Origin of the sequence: Chryseobacterium gregarium DSM 19109 (assembly GCF_000430845.1) — a bacterium.
Lineage (GTDB): Bacteria > Bacteroidota > Bacteroidia > Flavobacteriales > Weeksellaceae > Chryseobacterium > Chryseobacterium gregarium.
In genome coordinates, this window is sequence record NZ_AUMU01000015.1 from 100956 (window position 1) to 119066 (window position 18111).

13 protein-coding genes and 3 tRNA genes are annotated in these 18111 nt (G+C 41.3%); all 16 read right to left on the reverse strand.

What is annotated here, in order from left to right:
* Positions 1 to 44: 44 nt before the first annotated feature.
* The 16 genes from rpoB to H561_RS0116520 all read right to left on the reverse strand — a co-directional run bounded on the left by rpoB (position 45) and on the right by H561_RS0116520 (position 18091).
* Positions 45 to 3866 carry a DNA-directed RNA polymerase subunit beta gene (rpoB, locus tag H561_RS0116425; protein WP_027388015.1) on the reverse strand — a complete coding sequence of 1274 codons (3822 nt, stop codon included), beginning with the start codon at positions 3864 to 3866 and terminating at the stop codon, positions 45 to 47.
* Between the two features lie 604 nt (positions 3867 to 4470).
* Positions 4471 to 4839 (reverse strand): 50S ribosomal protein L7/L12, encoded by a 369-nt coding sequence (gene rplL / locus H561_RS0116435; protein WP_027388017.1) that lies wholly within the window; start codon positions 4837 to 4839, stop codon positions 4471 to 4473.
* Positions 4840 to 4885: 46 nt separating this feature from the next.
* A complete protein-coding gene (gene rplJ / locus H561_RS0116440) occupies positions 4886 to 5473 on the reverse strand; it encodes a 50S ribosomal protein L10 (RefSeq protein ID WP_027388018.1) in 588 nt (195 codons plus the stop codon).
* Between the two features lie 17 nt (positions 5474 to 5490).
* Positions 5491 to 6183, reverse strand: a complete 693-nt coding sequence (rplA, locus tag H561_RS0116445) for a 50S ribosomal protein L1 (RefSeq protein WP_027388019.1) — start codon at positions 6181 to 6183, stop codon at positions 5491 to 5493.
* Between the two features lie 11 nt (positions 6184 to 6194).
* Positions 6195 to 6638: a 50S ribosomal protein L11 gene (gene rplK, locus H561_RS0116450; RefSeq protein WP_027388020.1), complete on the reverse strand. Its 444-nt coding sequence runs from the start codon at positions 6636 to 6638 to the stop codon at positions 6195 to 6197.
* Positions 6639 to 7065: 427 nt separating this feature from the next.
* On the reverse strand, positions 7066 to 7608 hold the full coding sequence (gene nusG / locus H561_RS0116460; RefSeq protein ID WP_027388021.1) for a transcription termination/antitermination protein NusG: 543 nt from the start codon (positions 7606 to 7608) through the stop codon (positions 7066 to 7068).
* A 20-nt stretch (positions 7609 to 7628) separates the two neighbouring features.
* The gene (secE, locus tag H561_RS0116465; RefSeq protein ID WP_027388022.1) at positions 7629 to 7835 is read right to left on the reverse strand and encodes a preprotein translocase subunit SecE; all 207 of its coding nucleotides are present in this window, start codon (positions 7833 to 7835) and stop codon (positions 7629 to 7631) included.
* 12 nt (positions 7836 to 7847) lie between these two features.
* Positions 7848 to 7918, reverse strand: a tRNA-Trp gene (locus tag H561_RS0116470).
* Between the two features lie 57 nt (positions 7919 to 7975).
* Positions 7976 to 9187 carry an elongation factor Tu gene (gene tuf / locus H561_RS0116475; protein ID WP_027388023.1) on the reverse strand — a complete coding sequence of 404 codons (1212 nt, stop codon included), beginning with the start codon at positions 9185 to 9187 and terminating at the stop codon, positions 7976 to 7978.
* Positions 9188 to 9739: 552 nt separating this feature from the next.
* Positions 9740 to 12826, reverse strand: a complete 3087-nt coding sequence (locus H561_RS0116485; RefSeq protein WP_027388024.1) for an efflux RND transporter permease subunit — start codon at positions 12824 to 12826, stop codon at positions 9740 to 9742.
* Positions 12827 to 12941: 115 nt separating this feature from the next.
* The gene (locus tag H561_RS0116490) at positions 12942 to 14027 is read right to left on the reverse strand and encodes an efflux RND transporter periplasmic adaptor subunit (protein WP_027388025.1); all 1086 of its coding nucleotides are present in this window, start codon (positions 14025 to 14027) and stop codon (positions 12942 to 12944) included.
* Position 14028: 1 nt separating this feature from the next.
* On the reverse strand, positions 14029 to 15270 hold the full coding sequence (locus H561_RS0116495) for a TolC family protein (protein ID WP_027388026.1): 1242 nt from the start codon (positions 15268 to 15270) through the stop codon (positions 14029 to 14031).
* Positions 15271 to 15705: 435 nt separating this feature from the next.
* Positions 15706 to 17070: an ATP-binding protein gene (locus H561_RS0116505; RefSeq protein WP_027388027.1), complete on the reverse strand. Its 1365-nt coding sequence runs from the start codon at positions 17068 to 17070 to the stop codon at positions 15706 to 15708.
* A gap of 3 nt (positions 17071 to 17073) precedes the next feature.
* Complete coding sequence (locus H561_RS0116510) at positions 17074 to 17754, reverse strand: response regulator transcription factor (protein ID WP_027388028.1); 681 nt, start codon at positions 17752 to 17754, stop codon at positions 17074 to 17076.
* Between the two features lie 151 nt (positions 17755 to 17905).
* A tRNA-Thr gene (locus tag H561_RS0116515) sits at positions 17906 to 17977 on the reverse strand.
* A 41-nt stretch (positions 17978 to 18018) separates the two neighbouring features.
* Positions 18019 to 18091, reverse strand: a tRNA-Gly gene (locus H561_RS0116520).
* Positions 18092 to 18111 lie beyond the last annotated feature (20 nt).

Below are 18111 nucleotides of genomic sequence, written 5' to 3' on the forward strand. Positions count from 1 at the left end.
TATAAATTCTGAATCGATTCAAAATTCACATTCAAAATTTAAAATTATTCCTCAAGTCTTACATCAAGTCCAAGTCCTTGTAACTCGTGAAGTAATACGTTGAAAGATTCAGGAATACCAGGTTCCGGCATCGATTCACCTTTCGCAATGGCTTCATAAGTTTTTGCTCTACCAATTACGTCATCAGATTTCACAGTCAGGATTTCTCTCAGGATATTGGATGCTCCGAATGCTTCAAGAGCCCAAACCTCCATCTCTCCGAATCTCTGGCCTCCGAACTGAGCTTTACCTCCTAAAGGCTGCTGGGTAATCAATGAGTAAGGTCCGATAGAACGGGCGTGCATTTTATCATCAACCATGTGTCCTAATTTCAGCATGTAGATAATCCCTACGGTTGCTGCCTGTGTAAATCTTTCTCCGGTACCTCCGTCATAAAGATACGTGTGACCGAATTTAGGAAGGCCTGCCTTTTCTGTGTACTCAGTGATCTGATCAAGAGTAGCCCCGTCAAAGATCGGCGTAGCGAACTTCATTCCTAATTTCTGACCGGCCCATCCAAGAACCGTTTCATAGATCTGTCCGATGTTCATACGGGAAGGTACCCCAAGCGGGTTCAATACGATGTCTACTGGTGTTCCGTCTTCCAGGAATGGCATATCTTCTTCACGAACGATTCTCGAAACAATCCCTTTGTTACCGTGACGTCCTGCCATTTTATCCCCTACATTCAGCTTACGCTTCTTAGCAATATACACTTTAGCCAGCTTCATAATCCCTGCAGGCAGCTCATCCCCGATAGAAATTGCGAATTTCTCACGGTTTTTAACTCCCTGGATATCGTTGAATTTGATTTTATAATTGTGAATCAACTGCTTGATCAATTCATTCTTATCATTATCAACCGTCCAGTCTGCACCGCTTACGTTAACGTAATCTTCAACTGATGTCAATAATTTGTGAGTAAATTTAATTCCTTTACCGATAATTTCTTCATCAAGGTCATTTTTCACACCCTGAGAAGTTTTGCCGCTAACCAGCGTATTCAGTTTCTCAATTAAAGTATTTCTCAGTTCGTCAAACTTAGCTTTATAGGTATTTTCAATCTCTTCAAGCTTAAGTTTTTCTTCGCTTCTTTTCTTTTTATCCTTAATATTTCTTGAGAATAATTTTTTATTGATCACCACCCCTCTTAATGAAGAGTCGGCTTTCAATGAAGCATCTTTTACATCACCTGCCTTGTCTCCGAAGATCGCTCTCAAAAGCTTTTCTTCAGGAGTAGGATCAGATTCACCTTTCGGCGTGATCTTACCGATCATGATATCACCAGGCTTCACTTCAGCACCGATTCGGATCATTCCGTTCTCATCAAGATCTTTGGTTGCTTCTTCAGAAACGTTAGGAATATCAGCGGTCAGTTCTTCCATACCTAATTTGGTATCACGAACTTCAAGAGAATATTCATCTACATGGATGGAAGTAAACCAGTCTTCACGAACAACTTTTTCATTGATTACGATCGCATCCTCGAAGTTGTATCCCTTCCAAGGCATGAACGCAACCACTAAGTTTCTTCCTAAAGCCAATTCTCCTTTTTCAGTAGCGTAACCGTCACAAAGAACCTGTCCTTTTTCCACTGTATCGCCTACTCTTACGTTTGGTCTCAGGGTAATGGTTGTACTCTGGTTGGTTTTTCTGAACTTGGTCAGTTTATAAGTTTTAGTAGCAGACTCGAACTGTACCAGATCTTCGTCTTCACTTCTTTCATATTTAATAATGATCTTATCTGCATCTACATATTCTACCGTACCGGTACCTTCAGCATTGATCAAAATTCTTGAATCTCTTGCTACCTGCTGCTCAAGCCCTGTACCTACAATCGGAGCCTGCGGCTTCAATAAAGGAACTGCCTGACGCATCATGTTGGACCCCATCAATGCACGGTTCGCATCATCATGTTCCAGAAATGGAATCAATGAAGCGGAAATACCGGAAATCTGGTTAGGGGCCACGTCGATAAGGTTTACCTGAGAAGGCTCCACTACCGGATAGTCACCATCCAATCTTGCAATAATCCTGTCTGTCAAGAATTCACCGTTGTCGGTCAACTCAACGTTTGCCTGAGCAATTACTTTGTCTTCTTCGTCCTCCGCATTCAGGTAGATAGGATCCGCGTTAAGATCGATCTTGCTATCAGCTACTTTTCTGTACGGTGTTTCGATGAAACCAAGCCTGTTGATTTTGGCATAAATACCCAAAGATGAAATCAAACCGATGTTTGGTCCTTCCGGAGTTTCAATCGGACAGATTCTTCCGTAGTGGGTATGGTGAACGTCACGAACCTCGAAACCTGCTCTTTCTCTTGATAAACCACCAGGCCCTAGTGCAGAAAGTCTACGCTTGTGCGTGATTTCCGAAAGCGGGTTGGTCTGGTCCATAAACTGAGAAAGCTGGTTGGTCCCGAAGAACGAGTTGATGACGGATGTCAGCGTTTTAGCATTAACAAGGTCAAGCGGGGTAAAGATTTCATTATCTCTAACGTTCATCCTTTCCTTGATTGTTCTTGCAATTCTCGAAAGACCTACACCGAACTGTCCTGCCAACTGCTCACCAACCGTTTTAATTCTTCTATTAGATAAGTGGTCAATATCATCAACCTCCGCTTTAGAGTTTACCAATTCAATCAGGTGTCTTACGATTGCAATGATATCTTCTTTGGTAAGAACTTCAGTGGTAGTCGGGATATTAAGACCTAACTTTTTGTTCAGCCTGTAACGTCCAACTTCACCTAATGAATACCTCTGCTCAGAGAAGAATAATTTTTCAATGATTCCTCTTGCCGTTTCCTCATCGGGCGGATCTGCATTTCTTAACTGACGGTAAATATATTCTACCGCTTCTTTTTCAGAGTTAGTAGGGTCTTTCTGTAATGTGTTCTGGATAATAGAGAACTCGTTGCTGTTTTCTTTGTGAATCAGGATTGATTTCACACCGGCATCAAGGATAAGATCCAAGTGTTCTTTTTCAAGAATCGTTTCTCTGTCCAGGATGATTTCATTTCTTTCAATGGAAACGACTTCACCTGTATCTTCATCTACAAAATCTTCGAACCAAGTGTTCAAAACTCTCGCAGCCAATGTTCTTCCTTCTACTTTTTTAAGGGCAGCTTTAGAAACTTTCACTTCTTCAGCAAGGTCAAAGATCTGAAGGATATCCTTATCAGATTCGAAACCGATGGCTCTTAAAAGAGTGGTTAACGGTAACTTTTTCTTACGGTCGATATACGCGTACATCACGCTGTTGATATCGGTTGTAAATTCCATCCAAGATCCTTTGAAAGGGATAATTCTTGAATAGTACAGCTTGGTTCCGTTAGCGTGGTACGTCTGTCCGAAGAATACACCGGGTGAACGGTGAAGCTGCGTAACAATAACTCTTTCAGCACCGTTGATGATGAAAGATCCGCTAGGCGTCATATAAGGAACCGGGCCTAAATATACATCCTGAACCACAGTCTGGAAATCCTCGTGTTCAGGGTCTGTACAATACAATTTAAGTCTTGCTTTCAGAGGAACGGAATACGTCAGTCCTCTTTCCACACACTCATCAATTGAATAACGTGGAGAATCTACCAGATAATCCAGGAATTCCAATACAAATTGGTTTCTGGAGTCTGTAATAGGGAAATTTTCCTGGAAAGTCTTGTAAAGACCTTCATCCGTTCTGTCTTCAGGAAGCGTATCCAGCTGAAAAAACTCTCTGAAAGACTCGATCTGGATATCCAGGAAGTCAGGAGTGATGATTTTTCCTTTTGCTGAAGAGAAATTAATTCTCGACGTTCCCTTAGTTGTTGCTGTTGTTTTACTCATAAAACTTTTAAGAAAGGGTTAAAAAATATTTTGATTTACAAAAAATATCAGAAAAGGACCAGAGACAAGGTAAAAAGTAAAAAGGTAAAAGTGTTTTTGGCGCTCACGAAGGCCTTCAGATCTTTAACTTTGTACTTGGTTCTTTCTAACTGCAACGCTGGTATATCTTTTCACAGCGTAATGCAAAATATTTTTATTACTTTTGACAGGACCTGCAATAATATCCATAAACACGAAATCCCTTTCACTTATATGAAAGAGCTGGGATTCAATATTTTATAGATGTATGTACAATGATTCGCGCCAAAAGAGAGGCAAAGATACAACAATTCTTATGAAATAACAAATAAACTGTTTCATAATGAATCAGTTAAGACTTGAATGAATATAAACTGTCTGTATCCTTAGCCCCAATAGAAGCGGCTAACCCGCAGCAGCAGGGCCTCAGGAGAGCGCGAGTAGTAAAAGCGGATAGCGGGATAAAGCTCCAAATAAATATCCAGGATTAAATATTTCTCCTGAAGAGAGCAATAACAGAAATTTTAAACAACAAAAAGCCCGGACATGAATGTCCGGGCTTATATTTTGAGGTAAAAAACCAGAATTATTTCAATTCTACTTCAGCACCAGCTTCTTCTAATTGCTTTTTAAGCGCTTCAGCTTCGTCTTTAGAGATACCTGTTTTGATTGCAGCCGGAGCTCCATCTACGATATCTTTAGCTTCTTTAAGACCAGCACCAGTTAAATCTTTTACCAATTTAACGATTGCCAATTTAGAAGCACCTGCAGCTTTAAGAATTACGTCGAATTCAGTTTTTTCTTCTACAGCTTCTCCTGCACCAGGACCAGCCATAACAACTGCAGCAGCAGCCGGCTCAATTCCGTACTCGTCCTTAAGGATAGCAGCTAATTCGTTTACGTCTTTTACGGTTAAGTTTACTAGCGTTTCAGCTAAATTTTTTAAATCTGACATTGTTGTAATGTTTTTGTTGATTATTTATTTAATTCTTTGAGTATAATTATTCAGCAGCCGGAGTTTCTTCGGTGCTTTCTGCAGATGCTTCAGGAGCGTCAGCAGTTTTTTCTTCTTCAGCAGGAGCCGCTTCTTCAGCGTTTGCTTCTGCAGATTCAGATTTGTTTTGAAGAGCAGAAACCACTCTCTGGATTGGAGACTGAAGCAATCCGATGATTTCACCGATCATTTCTTCTCTTGATTTAATGCTTACTAAAGCATCAAGATTGTTGTCACCAACATAGAAAGTTTCCTGTACAAAAGCAGACTTCAACGCCGGCTTCTCTTCTTTCTTTCTGAAGTCTTTGATTAATTTTGCAGGAGCGTTAGCCGTTTCAGCAATCATTAATGCAGAATTCCCTTTGAAAGTTTCGAACATTTCAGAGTAATCTACTCCTTCAATCTGCTCCATTGCTTTTTGCAAAAGTGTATTTTTTACAACTTTTACTTTAATATTCTGTTTGAAAGCCTGTCTTCTGAAATCTGAAGATTTAGCAGCGTTCAAACCGTCTAGATCAGCTACATAAACTACTTTAGCATCCTGAAGCAAATCTTTGATCTCTTGTATTGCTACAACTTTTTGGTCTTTTGTCATTGTCTTAAGGATTATAATTAGTTAACAGCTTTAGTATCAATTGCAATACCCGGGCTCATGGTAGAAGACAGATAAATGCTCTTCACATAAACACCTTTAGCAGCAGTCGGTTTCATCTTGATCAATGTAGAAATCAATTCCTGAGCATTTTCTCTGATCTTGGCAGCATCGAAAGATACTTTACCGATACCAGCGTGGATAATACCGTATTTGTCTACTTTGAAATCAATTTTACCTGCTTTTACTTCAGTTACCGCTTTACCGATTTCCATCGTTACAGTACCGGATTTCGGGTTAGGCATCAAACCTCTTGGTCCTAAAACTCTACCCAAAGGTCCTAATTTACCCATAACAGCCGGCATAGTAACGATAACGTCAACATCTGTCCAGCCTTCTTTTATTTTTTGTAAATATTCGTCAAGACCTACATAATCAGCACCAGCTTCTCTCGCTTCTGCTTCTTTATCCGGTGTTACCAAAGCCAAAACTTTGATATCTTTACCGGTACCGTGAGGAAGAGATACAACACCTCTTACCATTTGGTTAGCTTTTCTAGGGTCTACTCCTAATCGTACAGCGATATCTACAGAAGCATCAAACTTTGCCGTGTTCACTTCTTTTACAAGAGCTGAACCTTCCTCAAGGTTATAGATTCTTCCTTTTTCTACTTTGCTTAAAGCTTCCTTTTGCTTTTTAGTTAATTTTGCCATTTCAATAAGTTTTAAGCGTTAGTTGGTTTAGTTCCTGTTACTCTTAATCCCATAGATCTTGCAGTACCTGCTACCATAGAAATAGCTGAATCCATTGTGAAGCAGTTAAGGTCTCCCATTTTATCTTCAGCAATCTTTTTTACCTGATCCCAAGATACGGCACCTACTTTGTTTCTGTTTGGTTCACCGGAACCTCCTTTGATTTTAGCCGCATCCATTAACTGGATCGCTGCAGGTGGAGTTTTAATTACGAATTCAAAAGATTTGTCTTCGTATACTGTAATTACTACAGGTAAAACTTGCCCTGGCTTATCTTGGGTTCTTCCGTTAAATTGCTTACAAAACTCCATGATGTTCACACCTGCAGAACCCAATGCTGGACCTACCGGTGGAGAAGGGTTAGCTGCGCCACCTTTCACCTGAAGTTTTACCATTTTAAAGACTTTTTTAGCCATTTTTTATTTTTTAAATTTGAATAATTAATGAGTTTGGAAGCATTATTATTCAGCAGGTTACCCATTCTCACATTAGGTAAACCTACTTTTCGGACTGCAAAAGTATAAAATATTTTTGAAATAGCAAACATTTATTGATGAAATACTTGCGTAAAAGTCGAATATTCAATTTACTACTAAAAATTCACTTGTTTTGAACAAGTTTGATGTCTTTTGAATTATTAGATTTCAAACATCAGCCGTTAACTAAGTCATATATACTATCCGTCTGCTAACAAGTTTAAATTCACAATAATATTTAATATGTGAGGTTTTATATATGTATGAAATTGATATATTTATATTGCCGCCTAAGACAGAAATATATTTCATATAAAAATACCGCTCATTTCTGAACGGTATTTTTATTTATTTTATCTGAAAAGCACTACACTTTTTCTACCTGCATATAGCTCAATTCCATCGGAGTTTTTCTTCCGAAGATCAAAACAGAAACTTCGATTTTCTTTTTATCCTCAAGGATTTTTTCCACGGTTCCGTTGAATCCGTTGAACGGTCCGTCAATTACCTTGACGTTTTCACCCACGATATACGGGATTTCAACATCGCTGGCAAATTCCGAAAGCTCATCCATTCTTCCTAACATCCTGTTAACTTCAGATTTTCTCATCGGAACAGGATCTCCTCCTTTCGTTAAACTCAAGAAAGAAATAACACCGGGAATATTTTTGATCGCGTGAGGAATTTCCCCCATCAAATCTGCTTCTATCATTAAGTATCCAGGGTAGTAAGGCCTTTCTTTAGGAACCTTTTTACCGTTCCTGATCTGAATTACCTTTTCCATAGGAATAACCACCTGAGTAACATACTGCTCAAACCCTAAACGCTTGATCTCTGTCTCAATATAGTTCTTCACTTTATTTTCCTGTCCGCTGATTGCTTTCAGCACATACCATTTCAATTCGCTCATTGTGGGAAAATACTTTATTATTAATTGAATACGTTGATAAGCATTCCTATGATGTTGCTGACTGCTTTGGAAAACAATTCGTCAACCCCAAAAGTAAATAATGCCAGAATTACTGTTGCAATCGTTACTACGATCGTAGAAGACTGCAGATCAGACCATTTCGGCCATTCAACTTTATGTCTGAATTCGTTATAAGAACCTTTTAAAAAATCGATTAATGAACTCATAATTATTATTTGCACGGGCACAAGGATTCGAACCCTGATCAACGGTTTTGGAGACCGGTATCCTACCATTGGACGATGCCCGTAGTTAAAAAGCTTCCGTAAAGAAATTCCTTACGGAAGCTTTATTATTTTTAAGATGATTAGTCTAAGATTTCAGTAACCTGACCTGAACCAACTGTTCTACCTCCTTCTCTGATCGCAAATCTAAGACCTACGTTAAGAGCGATTGGCTGTAACAATTCTACAGTGATCTCTAAGTTATCACCAGGCATTACCATTTCTACACCTTCTGGCAAGAAGATCTCACCTGTAACGTCAGTAGTTCTTACGTAGAACTGAGGACGGTATTTGTTGTGGAATGGAGTGTGACGTCCACCTTCTTCTTTAGAAAGGATATAAACTGATGCTTTCAGTTTTTTGTGTGGCTTCACAGAGTCTTTCTTAGCGATTACCATACCTCTCTTGATGTCAGTTTTTTCAATACCTCTCAACAATAGACCTACGTTATCACCAGCTTCACCTCTGTCTAGGATTTTTCTGAACATCTCAACTCCTGTAATTGTAGAAGTTAATTTTTCATCACCCATACCAACGATATCAACAGGATCTCCTGTGTTGATGATACCAGCTTCGATTCTACCTGTTGCTACAGTACCTCTACCTGTAATAGAGAATACATCTTCAATTGGCATCAAGAATGGCTTTTCAGTATCTCTTACCGGCTCTTCGATCCAGGTATCAACAGCATCCATTAATTCTTCAACACTCTTAAACCACTGATCGTCAGTGTTTACCGGAGTTGCAGTAGCAGCTGTAAGCGCACCAAGTGCAGACCCCTGAATTACTGGAGAATTATCACCGTCGAAATCATAAGTAGACAATAAGTCTCTCAATTCCATTTCAACAAGTTCTAATAATTCAGCATCATCCACCATGTCAACTTTGTTCATGAAAACAACGATTCTAGGTACGTTTACCTGACGGCAAAGTAGAATGTGTTCTCTGGTTTGAGGCATTGGTCCGTCAGTAGCAGCACACACTACGATAGCACCGTCCATCTGAGCAGCACCCGTTACCATGTTCTTAACATAATCCGCGTGACCTGGACAGTCAACGTGAGCATAATGTCTTTTTTCAGTTTCGTACTCGATGTGAGCAGTATTGATAGTAATCCCTCTTTCTTTTTCTTCTGGAGCAGAGTCAATAGCAGAGAAATCTTTTTTCTCAGCAAGACCTTTGCTCGCTAATACAGCACTGATCGCTGCAGTAAGTGTAGTTTTACCATGGTCAACGTGACCAATAGTACCAATGTTCAAGTGTGGTTTGTTACGATTAAACGTTTCCTTTGCCATGATGTAAATTATTTATTTATTGTTTTTCAAATTTTCGGTGTGCAAATATAATGATTTTTTAAATACTATAAACTTTTTGATAAAAAAAGTTTTAATATTCAAATCAATAGAGCACATGCCTTATATATCTCATGTATTGAGATTGCAAATTTACACAAATTTCTCAATTGAAAAAATCCTTGGCAGACCTTTTCCTTAAAATATAGGTTATTGTTCTGATTGTGAATATTTTGGAATCGGTAAACCGCTAAAGATCAGAATATTTCTTTTTTAAGCAATTCCCGACTTATACAATTCCCACACTAGTATCTTCCAAACTCTACCAAGCCAGTAAAAAGCTTTTGCTTTAAAATTATTATCCTATTATTTCAACAACAGAAGCCCGGAATGCGATATCACCGGGCTTCTCATATATGAATCTGTTCAGATTATTCCATTAAAATATCAGCTCAGCATTGCCTTATAAATTCCATGCTTTCCTATCTTCATGGTTGGTTTGGCAACCTTTCCAAACTGCTTTACAGGCTGATCATACGATCATGAGATCTGCTGCTATTTTTTCGTCCGGTTGAAAATCCAGAAGATGATCGGGAAGATCAGCAAGGTCAGCACCGTAGCGGTAATCAGCCCGCCGATAATGACTATCGCCAGAGGCTTCTGGGATTCCGATCCTATTCCTGTAGACAGCGCCGCCGGCATCAGTCCGATGGAAGCCATTAAGGCAGTCATGATAACAGGCCGGGTCCTGGATTTCACCCCATTGAAAATAGCTTCATCAAGGCCTGCTCCGTCCAGGACATTCTGATGGAATTCCGTGATGATGATGACCCCGTTCTGAATACAGATCCCGAGAAGCGCAATCATCCCTACGCCGGCGGAAATTCCGAAATTGATCCCGGTGAGATGCAGGGCAATGATTCCACCGATCAGGGCAAACGGCACATTGGCCAGGACCAGAAGCGAATCTTTCATATTCCCGAAAAGGATAAATAAAAGGAAGAAAATCCCTAGCATACTGACAGGAACTACCTGAGTCAGTCTTTTTGAAGCCCGCTGCTGGTTTTCAAACTGGCCGGTCCAGCCTACGGAATACCCGTCCGGAAGGTCTATTTTAGCTACCGCCTTTTGGGCATCTGCAATCGTTCCCCCCAGATCACGGTCACGGATCGAGAATTTCACCCCGATATACCTTTTGATATCATCCCGGTAAATAAATGCCGCCCCGTTATCTTTTTCAATGGTGCTGATTTCTTTTAAAGGTATCTTGGTTCCGTCCTGGGTAGGGACCATTAAAGCAGCAATATCATTCTCATCTTTTCTGTAGTCCTGGGCATAGCGGAGACGGATCGGGAATTTTCTCTCTCCGTCAAACATCTCCGAAGCCGTCTTTCCTCCAAAGGCCATTTCCAGGACAGACTGGGCATCATCCGGCATAATGCCGTACGCGGCCATTTTATCCCGGTCGAGTACGACGCTTACTTCCGGCTGCCCGATATTTTTAATGATTCCGGCATCTTTTACACCCCTGATGTCTTTTACCTGTTTCAGCACTTCTTCAGCCAACCTGTCCAGAGTCTGTAAATTGTCACCGTATATTTTAATCCCGTTCTCTGCTTTGAAGCCAGCCACCGCTTCAGCCACGTTATCGGAAATCGGCTGGGAATAATTGAACGTAATTCCCTGATATGCCCTCAGCTTTTTATCAATGCCTTCTATCAGTTCGTCATAGGTGATCTTCCGTTTCCAGTCTTCTTTAGGCTGAAGGTTTACAGCAAACTGTACAAACCCGAAACCGTTCGGATCGGTTCCGTCATTGCTCCTGCCCGTCTGTGCCAGCACATCGGTTACTTCCGGAAAGCTCATAATATCCTTCTTTAAGAGGTCTGCCGTTTTCAGAGATTCCTTTAATGAGGAACTCATCGGCATTTCTGCAGTAATCCAGAGCGAGCCTTCATTCAGCTGCGGCAGGAATTCCGTCCCCAAAAATTTTCCTGAAAACAAAGCCAATGCCATGAATGAAACGGCAACGATCAGACTCATTTTTTTGTGCTTAAAAGTATAGCCGAAGCCTTTTAAGACCATCCTGTCCCAGAAGCTCACAAAAGGATTGTTCTTTTCCTTTACATTTTTATTTAAAAGGATATGCGACAAAACAGGGACTAAGGTCAGCGTAAAGATCAAGGCCCCGATCAATGCAAACCCCAGCGTAAAAGCCAGTGGCGAGAACATCTTGCCCTCTACTTTCTGGAACGAGAAGATTGGGATCAATGATGTAATGATAATCAGTTTGGAAAAAAAGATGGCTTTCCCCAGACCAGTTCCGGTCTTTTTAATCCAGCCGGCTTTGGCCATTTTGTTGAATTTTTCCTGTCCGTATTTAAGTGCCTTATGGTCGAGCATCACAAAGAGGCCTTCGACCATGACGACGGCCCCGTCGATAATAATCCCAAAGTCCACCGCACCCAGGGAAAGGAGATTAGCACTCATCCCGGCAAGCTTTAAACATAAAAATGCAAATAATAAAGATAGCGGAATAATGATGGAAACAATTAGGGTCGTCCGCCAGTCGGCCATAAAGATCAGCACGATTACCGTGACCAGGACGATTCCTTCGAGCAGATTGTGCATTACCGTTTCGGTCGTAAAATCCATCAGGTTATCCCGGTCATAGAACGTCATCATCTTAACATCCTTCGGAAGGATTTTTTCATTAAGCTCTTTAATCTTAGCTTTTACGCCTACCAGTACTTCACGGGGGTTTTCGCCTTTCCGCATCACGACAATCCCTTCTACCGTATCCTCCTGGTTGTTAAGCCCGGCCTGTCCTACCCTGGGCATCGAACCCTCATGCACTTCCGCTACGTTTTTAACCAGAACCGGGTTCCCGCTTTCATTCTGTATCGTAATATTCCCGATATCGGCAACTGATTTTACGAGTCCGATTCCCCGCACCACATAGGCCTGACCGTTCTTTTCGATTACGTCACCGCCGACATTCAAGTTGCTTTTCGTTACGGCATCATATACCTGAAGCGGGGTAAGATTATATTTATCCAGTGCTCGCGGATCGATGCTTAATTCAAACACTTTGTCCTGTCCTCCGAAAACATTGATATCTGCAACCCCAGGAACGCCTCTTAATGCCCGGTCAATGACCCAGTTCTGCAATGTCAGCAATTCACGTGAGTCTTTCGTTTTACTCTGTAGTGTATACCGGAAAATCTCTCCGGTGGGTCCGTAGGGTGGCTGTACTTCAGGGTCTACCTCATCAGGAAGGCTAATGGTTCGTAACTGGTTATTGACCTGATTTCTGGCAAACATATCATCCACCCCGTCGTCAAAAAGAATCTTCACAATGGAAAGCCCGAACATGGTCGTACTCCGCACACTGGTTTTCTTCTGAACCGGACTCATGGCCAATTCGACAGGCGTAGTCACGAAACGTTCTACTTCTTCCGCGCTCCGCCCGTTCCATTGGGTAATAATAACAATCTGGGTATTGGTAACATCAGGAAACGCTTCAATAGGCATATTTTTAAAGCTTACGAATCCCGCAACCGCCAGCACCGCCACCCAGATAAAGGTAAATGCCTTATTTTTTAATGAAAAAGCAATGATATTTTTTATAAATCTGTTCATGAGGAATTTTTTGGTGACCTAAAAAAGCCGTTGAAATAAATTTTAAACATATCTTGATATTTATTGTAAAACTTTACTTTCAAATAATGTTGTTATCATCTTAATGGTTATATGACTAACTGTTCAGGGAACGGTAGATCAGCAGCTGATTGTTGGTAATGACCTGTTCGCCTTCAGAAAGACCTTCGGAAACATAGGTGGTATCGCCGGATTGTTTCAGCACTTTTATTTCCCTTACTTTGATATCCGTACGGGATTTATAAATCACCACAAAACTCCTGTTATCATCAAAAATTACCGCTTCAGAAGGAACCGTCAGTGCCGATGCATTTTCCGAGCGGGTCACTTTAATCGTAGCCTTGCTGTCAGGGATCAGCAATCCGTTCCGGTTTTCCAGCACTACCCTTGCCTGCATGGCATTGGTTTCTGGTTCGATGATCTTAAAGATTTTATCAATCTTCCCGTCGAATACCTTATCAGGATATGACAGTGTGGATACCTGGGCTTTCATCCCCAAGCTGATTTTATCAATGTCGGATTCATTTACATTTATGATGGCCCAGACATTGGTGGTATTGGCTACATCAAAAATATTTTCACTTCTGTCGTTTCTCAGTTGCATATCTTTATTGATGTTTTTCTGCACGATATAGCCGCTGATCGGGGCTATCACACTGTAAATATTCCCTTTCTTCACATTATAGACGGTGCTCACCGCACCTGCCCGTTGCATCTGGTCCTGCGCTTTCTGAACCTGGCTCCTGGCTTCCAGCACATCCCTTTCGGTATTCAGTTTTCCTTCATACATTTCCTTTGTGACCCGGAGGTTGTTCTGTGCCACAATCAGATCGGTTTTTGCATCGCTTACATCTTTCTGGACTTCAGCCAGCTCCGTACTCCTGATCGTCGCCAGCACCTGGCCTTTTCTCACATGGTCCCCCAGTTCTACATTAACGCTCAGGACATTCCCCCCGACCAGCGGATATACGTCGATATAGCTGTTTTTATCAGCTGAGATCTTTCCGTAAAAACTGTAGTTATCTTCTATATTCTTTTTCTCGACTTTTGCCAGGGCAATAGACTTAAGCATAGTATTGCTGAGCTCAAAACCTTTTTTGGCCTGTGGTTTTATATCCTCTTCTTTTTTTGAGCAGGACAGGATAGACAAAGCCACCATAACAGGGATGATATATTTTTTCATTTTAATAGAAGATTTTCGTTTGTACCAGTTGATTCAATTGTTCCGCTGACTGCATGATGCCGTTTTTCATATCATAGATCTGTAGTGCCGTTTCCCTGTAGCTGTCCATAAAATCAGCAAATTCAATCAGGCTGATGTTGCCTTTCCTGAAATTGTTCAGCATTCCGTTGTAGACCAGTTCCATATTATCAAGGTCGGCGGAGGTAATCATGGATAACTGTTCATGCTGCATTTTCCAGGTTTTATAAACCGCCTGCACCCGGGTTTCAAGATCCATTTTCCGAAAATCGGCATTTTCCCGGTTCTGCCGGATGGCAAAACCTGCTTTTTGAACATTCTCTTTATTGGATTTCCACAAAGGCAGAGGGATGCCCACCATCAGGTTCACTTCATTTTTAAAGGTCCCGCTGTTTTGGTCCCATCCTGCCCCGATATTCAGATCAGGCACATTCAGTGACTTTTGCCATTGAGCATATAGCTTGCTGTTATCGATCAGTTTTAAATAATACTGGTAATCCGCATTGTTTTTAAGAGCTTTTTTCTGCAGTACCGTTTCATCTCCGAAAGGCTGGGCAGCAAGCACATCCCGAGCTTCCGCCTCTGAGAAATGCAGTTCAATATCTTCGCTGATCCCGGTTAAAACCTTAAGGTTCTGTTCAAATTCAAAAATGTTTTTACTAATCGCGGCTTTGTCATTATTCAGCTGGATCACGATGCTCTGCAGCCTTACCTCTTCTTTAAGGGAAACATTCCCTTTGGCAGACTGTGTTTTGTAAGCTGACAAAAGATCGTTCATATACCCCAACTGCCTGTCGGTATGTGCCCGTTTCAGCTGTTCATAATAAAGATGGTAATAGCCGGCATGAAGCTGTGCCCTCAGGTCTGCCAGCAGCTGTGAGAATTGAAGGCGGGCCAGTTCTTTATTGGATTTCGCGAAAGCGATTTCATTTTTCTTTTTGCCTCCCATGTAGATCAGCTGGGTGATCTCCGCTCCCTTTGCCTGCCCTATGTCAAAAGCTTTCCTGCCTTCCGGGTTATAAGCGTTAATATACCCGCTGGCCTGCGGAAGCTCCCAGATTTTAGCCTGTAAGATATCAGCATCAGCCATGTTAATGTTATACTTTTCGGCGAGCAGCTGCAAATTGTTTTTCAGGAAAGCTTCTTCACAATCTGAAAGAGACATCTGCTGTTGTGCCGTCACGATTGATGAAATGACGATCAACAGCCCTGCAATTTTGTTCATTTTTCTGATTTGTTACAAAAATGCCCTTACAAGATTAAAATGCTCTTAAAGAATGCTTAAAAAAAAATTAAATTTGGTTTGGAGAATGGATTTTTATCTTATTTCTGAACTGTTAGAAATGGTTGGGAGTAAGGAACAGCAGCTTAACTATTATGAGACCTTAGTAATTTTAACTGAAAGTAATTGATTATATCTTACATGAGATTCTTCGGTATACCGAAGGTGACCTTACGGAATTAAAACTCTGTTTGAGTTCAGAGTTCAGAGTTGAAATTTAATAAAAACTTTTAAAGCCTATTTCCAACTCTGTTTACGTTGATTGTTTTAGATGCAGTCTATTTAAATGTACCTAAAAATCTGCGTGATCATCATTCTTCGGGAAATTATTTTGCGAAATAATTAGACACGACTTCTGTTTCAATTCAATAATTGCCTCTATCTATTAAAAACCACACTGAATGTGTTTACCCGGTCTGCCGGTGAAGTATAGATAATTCCGGCGCCATGGTATTCCAGGATTCTCTTGACAATCCGGAGGCCAAGGCCGGAACCGGAAATATTCTGGGAGTTGATGCCTCTCTGAAAAGCTTCAAACAGCCGGGGCTGCTCCTCTTCTGAAATGGTAGTTCCGTGGGACATTACATCGACGATAAGGTGTTCACTTGTTTCGGTGATCAGCACATCCACTTCCATATTGTCAGAATACACCGCTGCATTTTTAAATAAGTTGATAAAAACAATATCGAGCAAAGACTGGATGCCATTGATGGTAAGCAATGCGTCTTCAGAAGTATTTTCTGAAATCAGGAAATCCATTTTAAGGTTGGGATAACTCTTTTCCACCGCTTCAAAAGATTCAAAAATCACTTCATCGATTCTTACCTCTTCATAAATGCTCTGGATATTTTCTTTGTCGAATTTTGTTAACAGTAAAAGGGAATTGGTCAGGTCGGACAGCTGATACACATCTTTCTGAATCTGTCTTAAAGAAGACAGGGTTTCCGGGGAATGCTGCCCGAATTTGATTAGGTTTTCCAGCTGGAAGGCCATCCTGGTAATCGGTGTCCTGATCTCATGGGAAGCACTGGCGGTGAAATCCCTCTGTGACTGGAAAACATCATCTAGTCTGGCAATCATGGTATTGAATGACTGAGCCAGAACATTGATTTCGTCATTCGACTGCCGGACCGGGATCTGAGTGGTAAGCTTATGCGCAGTTACTTCCGAAATTTCCTGGTTTAGGTCTTCCAGCGGGCGCAGGAACTGCCCCATGAAATAATAACTGAAAAAGCCGATGAGCAGCGTGCTCATTACATAAGCTGTAATCAACAAGTATTTCAGGTATTCCAGCTTGGATTTCCCGTTGGTATCAAAAGCACTGGTCAGGATATAGTAATTTTCCCCGTTGATGGTCCGGAGTGCCGCATAAATCTCGGGGACCGTTTTTTCGGAATAGATGACTTTCTTCTCATCAAGCTCCTTTAGCAACGCATTGTCCCAGGTTACGTTCCGGTCTTTGATGGTACTGTAGACCAGCTCCTTCTGCCCGTTGAAAATCAGGATGGTTTCATTGAGAAGAATATTATCCGAATTTTCATTAAAAAATACCGGTGCTTCTTCTTCAAAATCTTTTGACTTGGCAATAAAATGGGACGTAAATTCCAGCCTCTGCCGGAAGCGCTCCTTAAACTCATCCCTCCTGAAATCATTGAAGGACATATAAATTACAGCCATAACAATACCGAAAAGCAGTGAAAAGGCAATACTGAGATTGAGCGCGATCTTCCTTTTTAAAGACATCTTTTATAACGGACTTAAATAATACCCGAAGCCGGAACGCGTATGAATAAGCTTCACCTTGAAATCCTTATCCACTTTCTTCCTTAAGAAATTGATGTACACTTCCACGGTATTCGTATTGGTATTGAAGTTATGCTCCCAGACATGCTCGGTGATCTGCTGTTTGGAAACCGTCCTTCCCTGAGCTTCCGCCAGATACACCAGCAGCTGAAATTCCTTTAGCGTGAGCGCAATTTCATTTCCGCCCCGGTATACCTTCTGTTCCGTTTTATTGATGATCAGGTCGTCGACCCTGATGATTTCCTGATCGGTATTTTCAGAAGGGGCTTTTCTCCGCAGCAGGGAATTCATGCGCAGCAGCAGCTCTTCAAACTGAAAAGGCTTTACTAAGTAATCATCAGCAAGCCTGGTAAACGCGTCTTTTTTATCTGAAAGGTCTCCGTACGCCGAAATAATGATGATTGGGGTGGTTTTATCGAAAGAGCGGATGGTCTGGCAGACATCCAGTCCGTTGATCTTGGGAACATTGATGTCCAGAAGGTAAAAATCATATGTATTGTTCCTGATCTGGCGGAGAAACGTTTCGCCGTCATAGATTCTGTCACATGTAAAATGATTGGATTCTAAAAACTTGCAGAGCTCTGCCGACAGGATCAGGTCGTCTTCCAGTAAAAGGATATTCATCAATATTTATTTTATACGAATGTAAAGAAAATTTTAGGATTTCGGGGAACGTAAGAAGAAGCGGGAACGGGTTTTAATTAATTTTTAAGGATCACCCGATAAAGCAAGTATAAAGCAAAAAAAATCCCGGAAATTCCGGGATGATACTGAGAGCCAACTACGGGACTTGAACCCGTGACCTCTTCCTTACCAAGGAAGCACTCTACCGCTGAGCTAAGTCGGCATGAAGCAAAAAAATCACACCGTGCAGTATGATTTTTTTTGAGCGGAAGACGGGGGTCGAACCCGCGACATTCAGCTTGGAAGGCTGACGCTCTACCAACTGAGCTACTTCCGCAATTTTGTTTCCAAAATTAT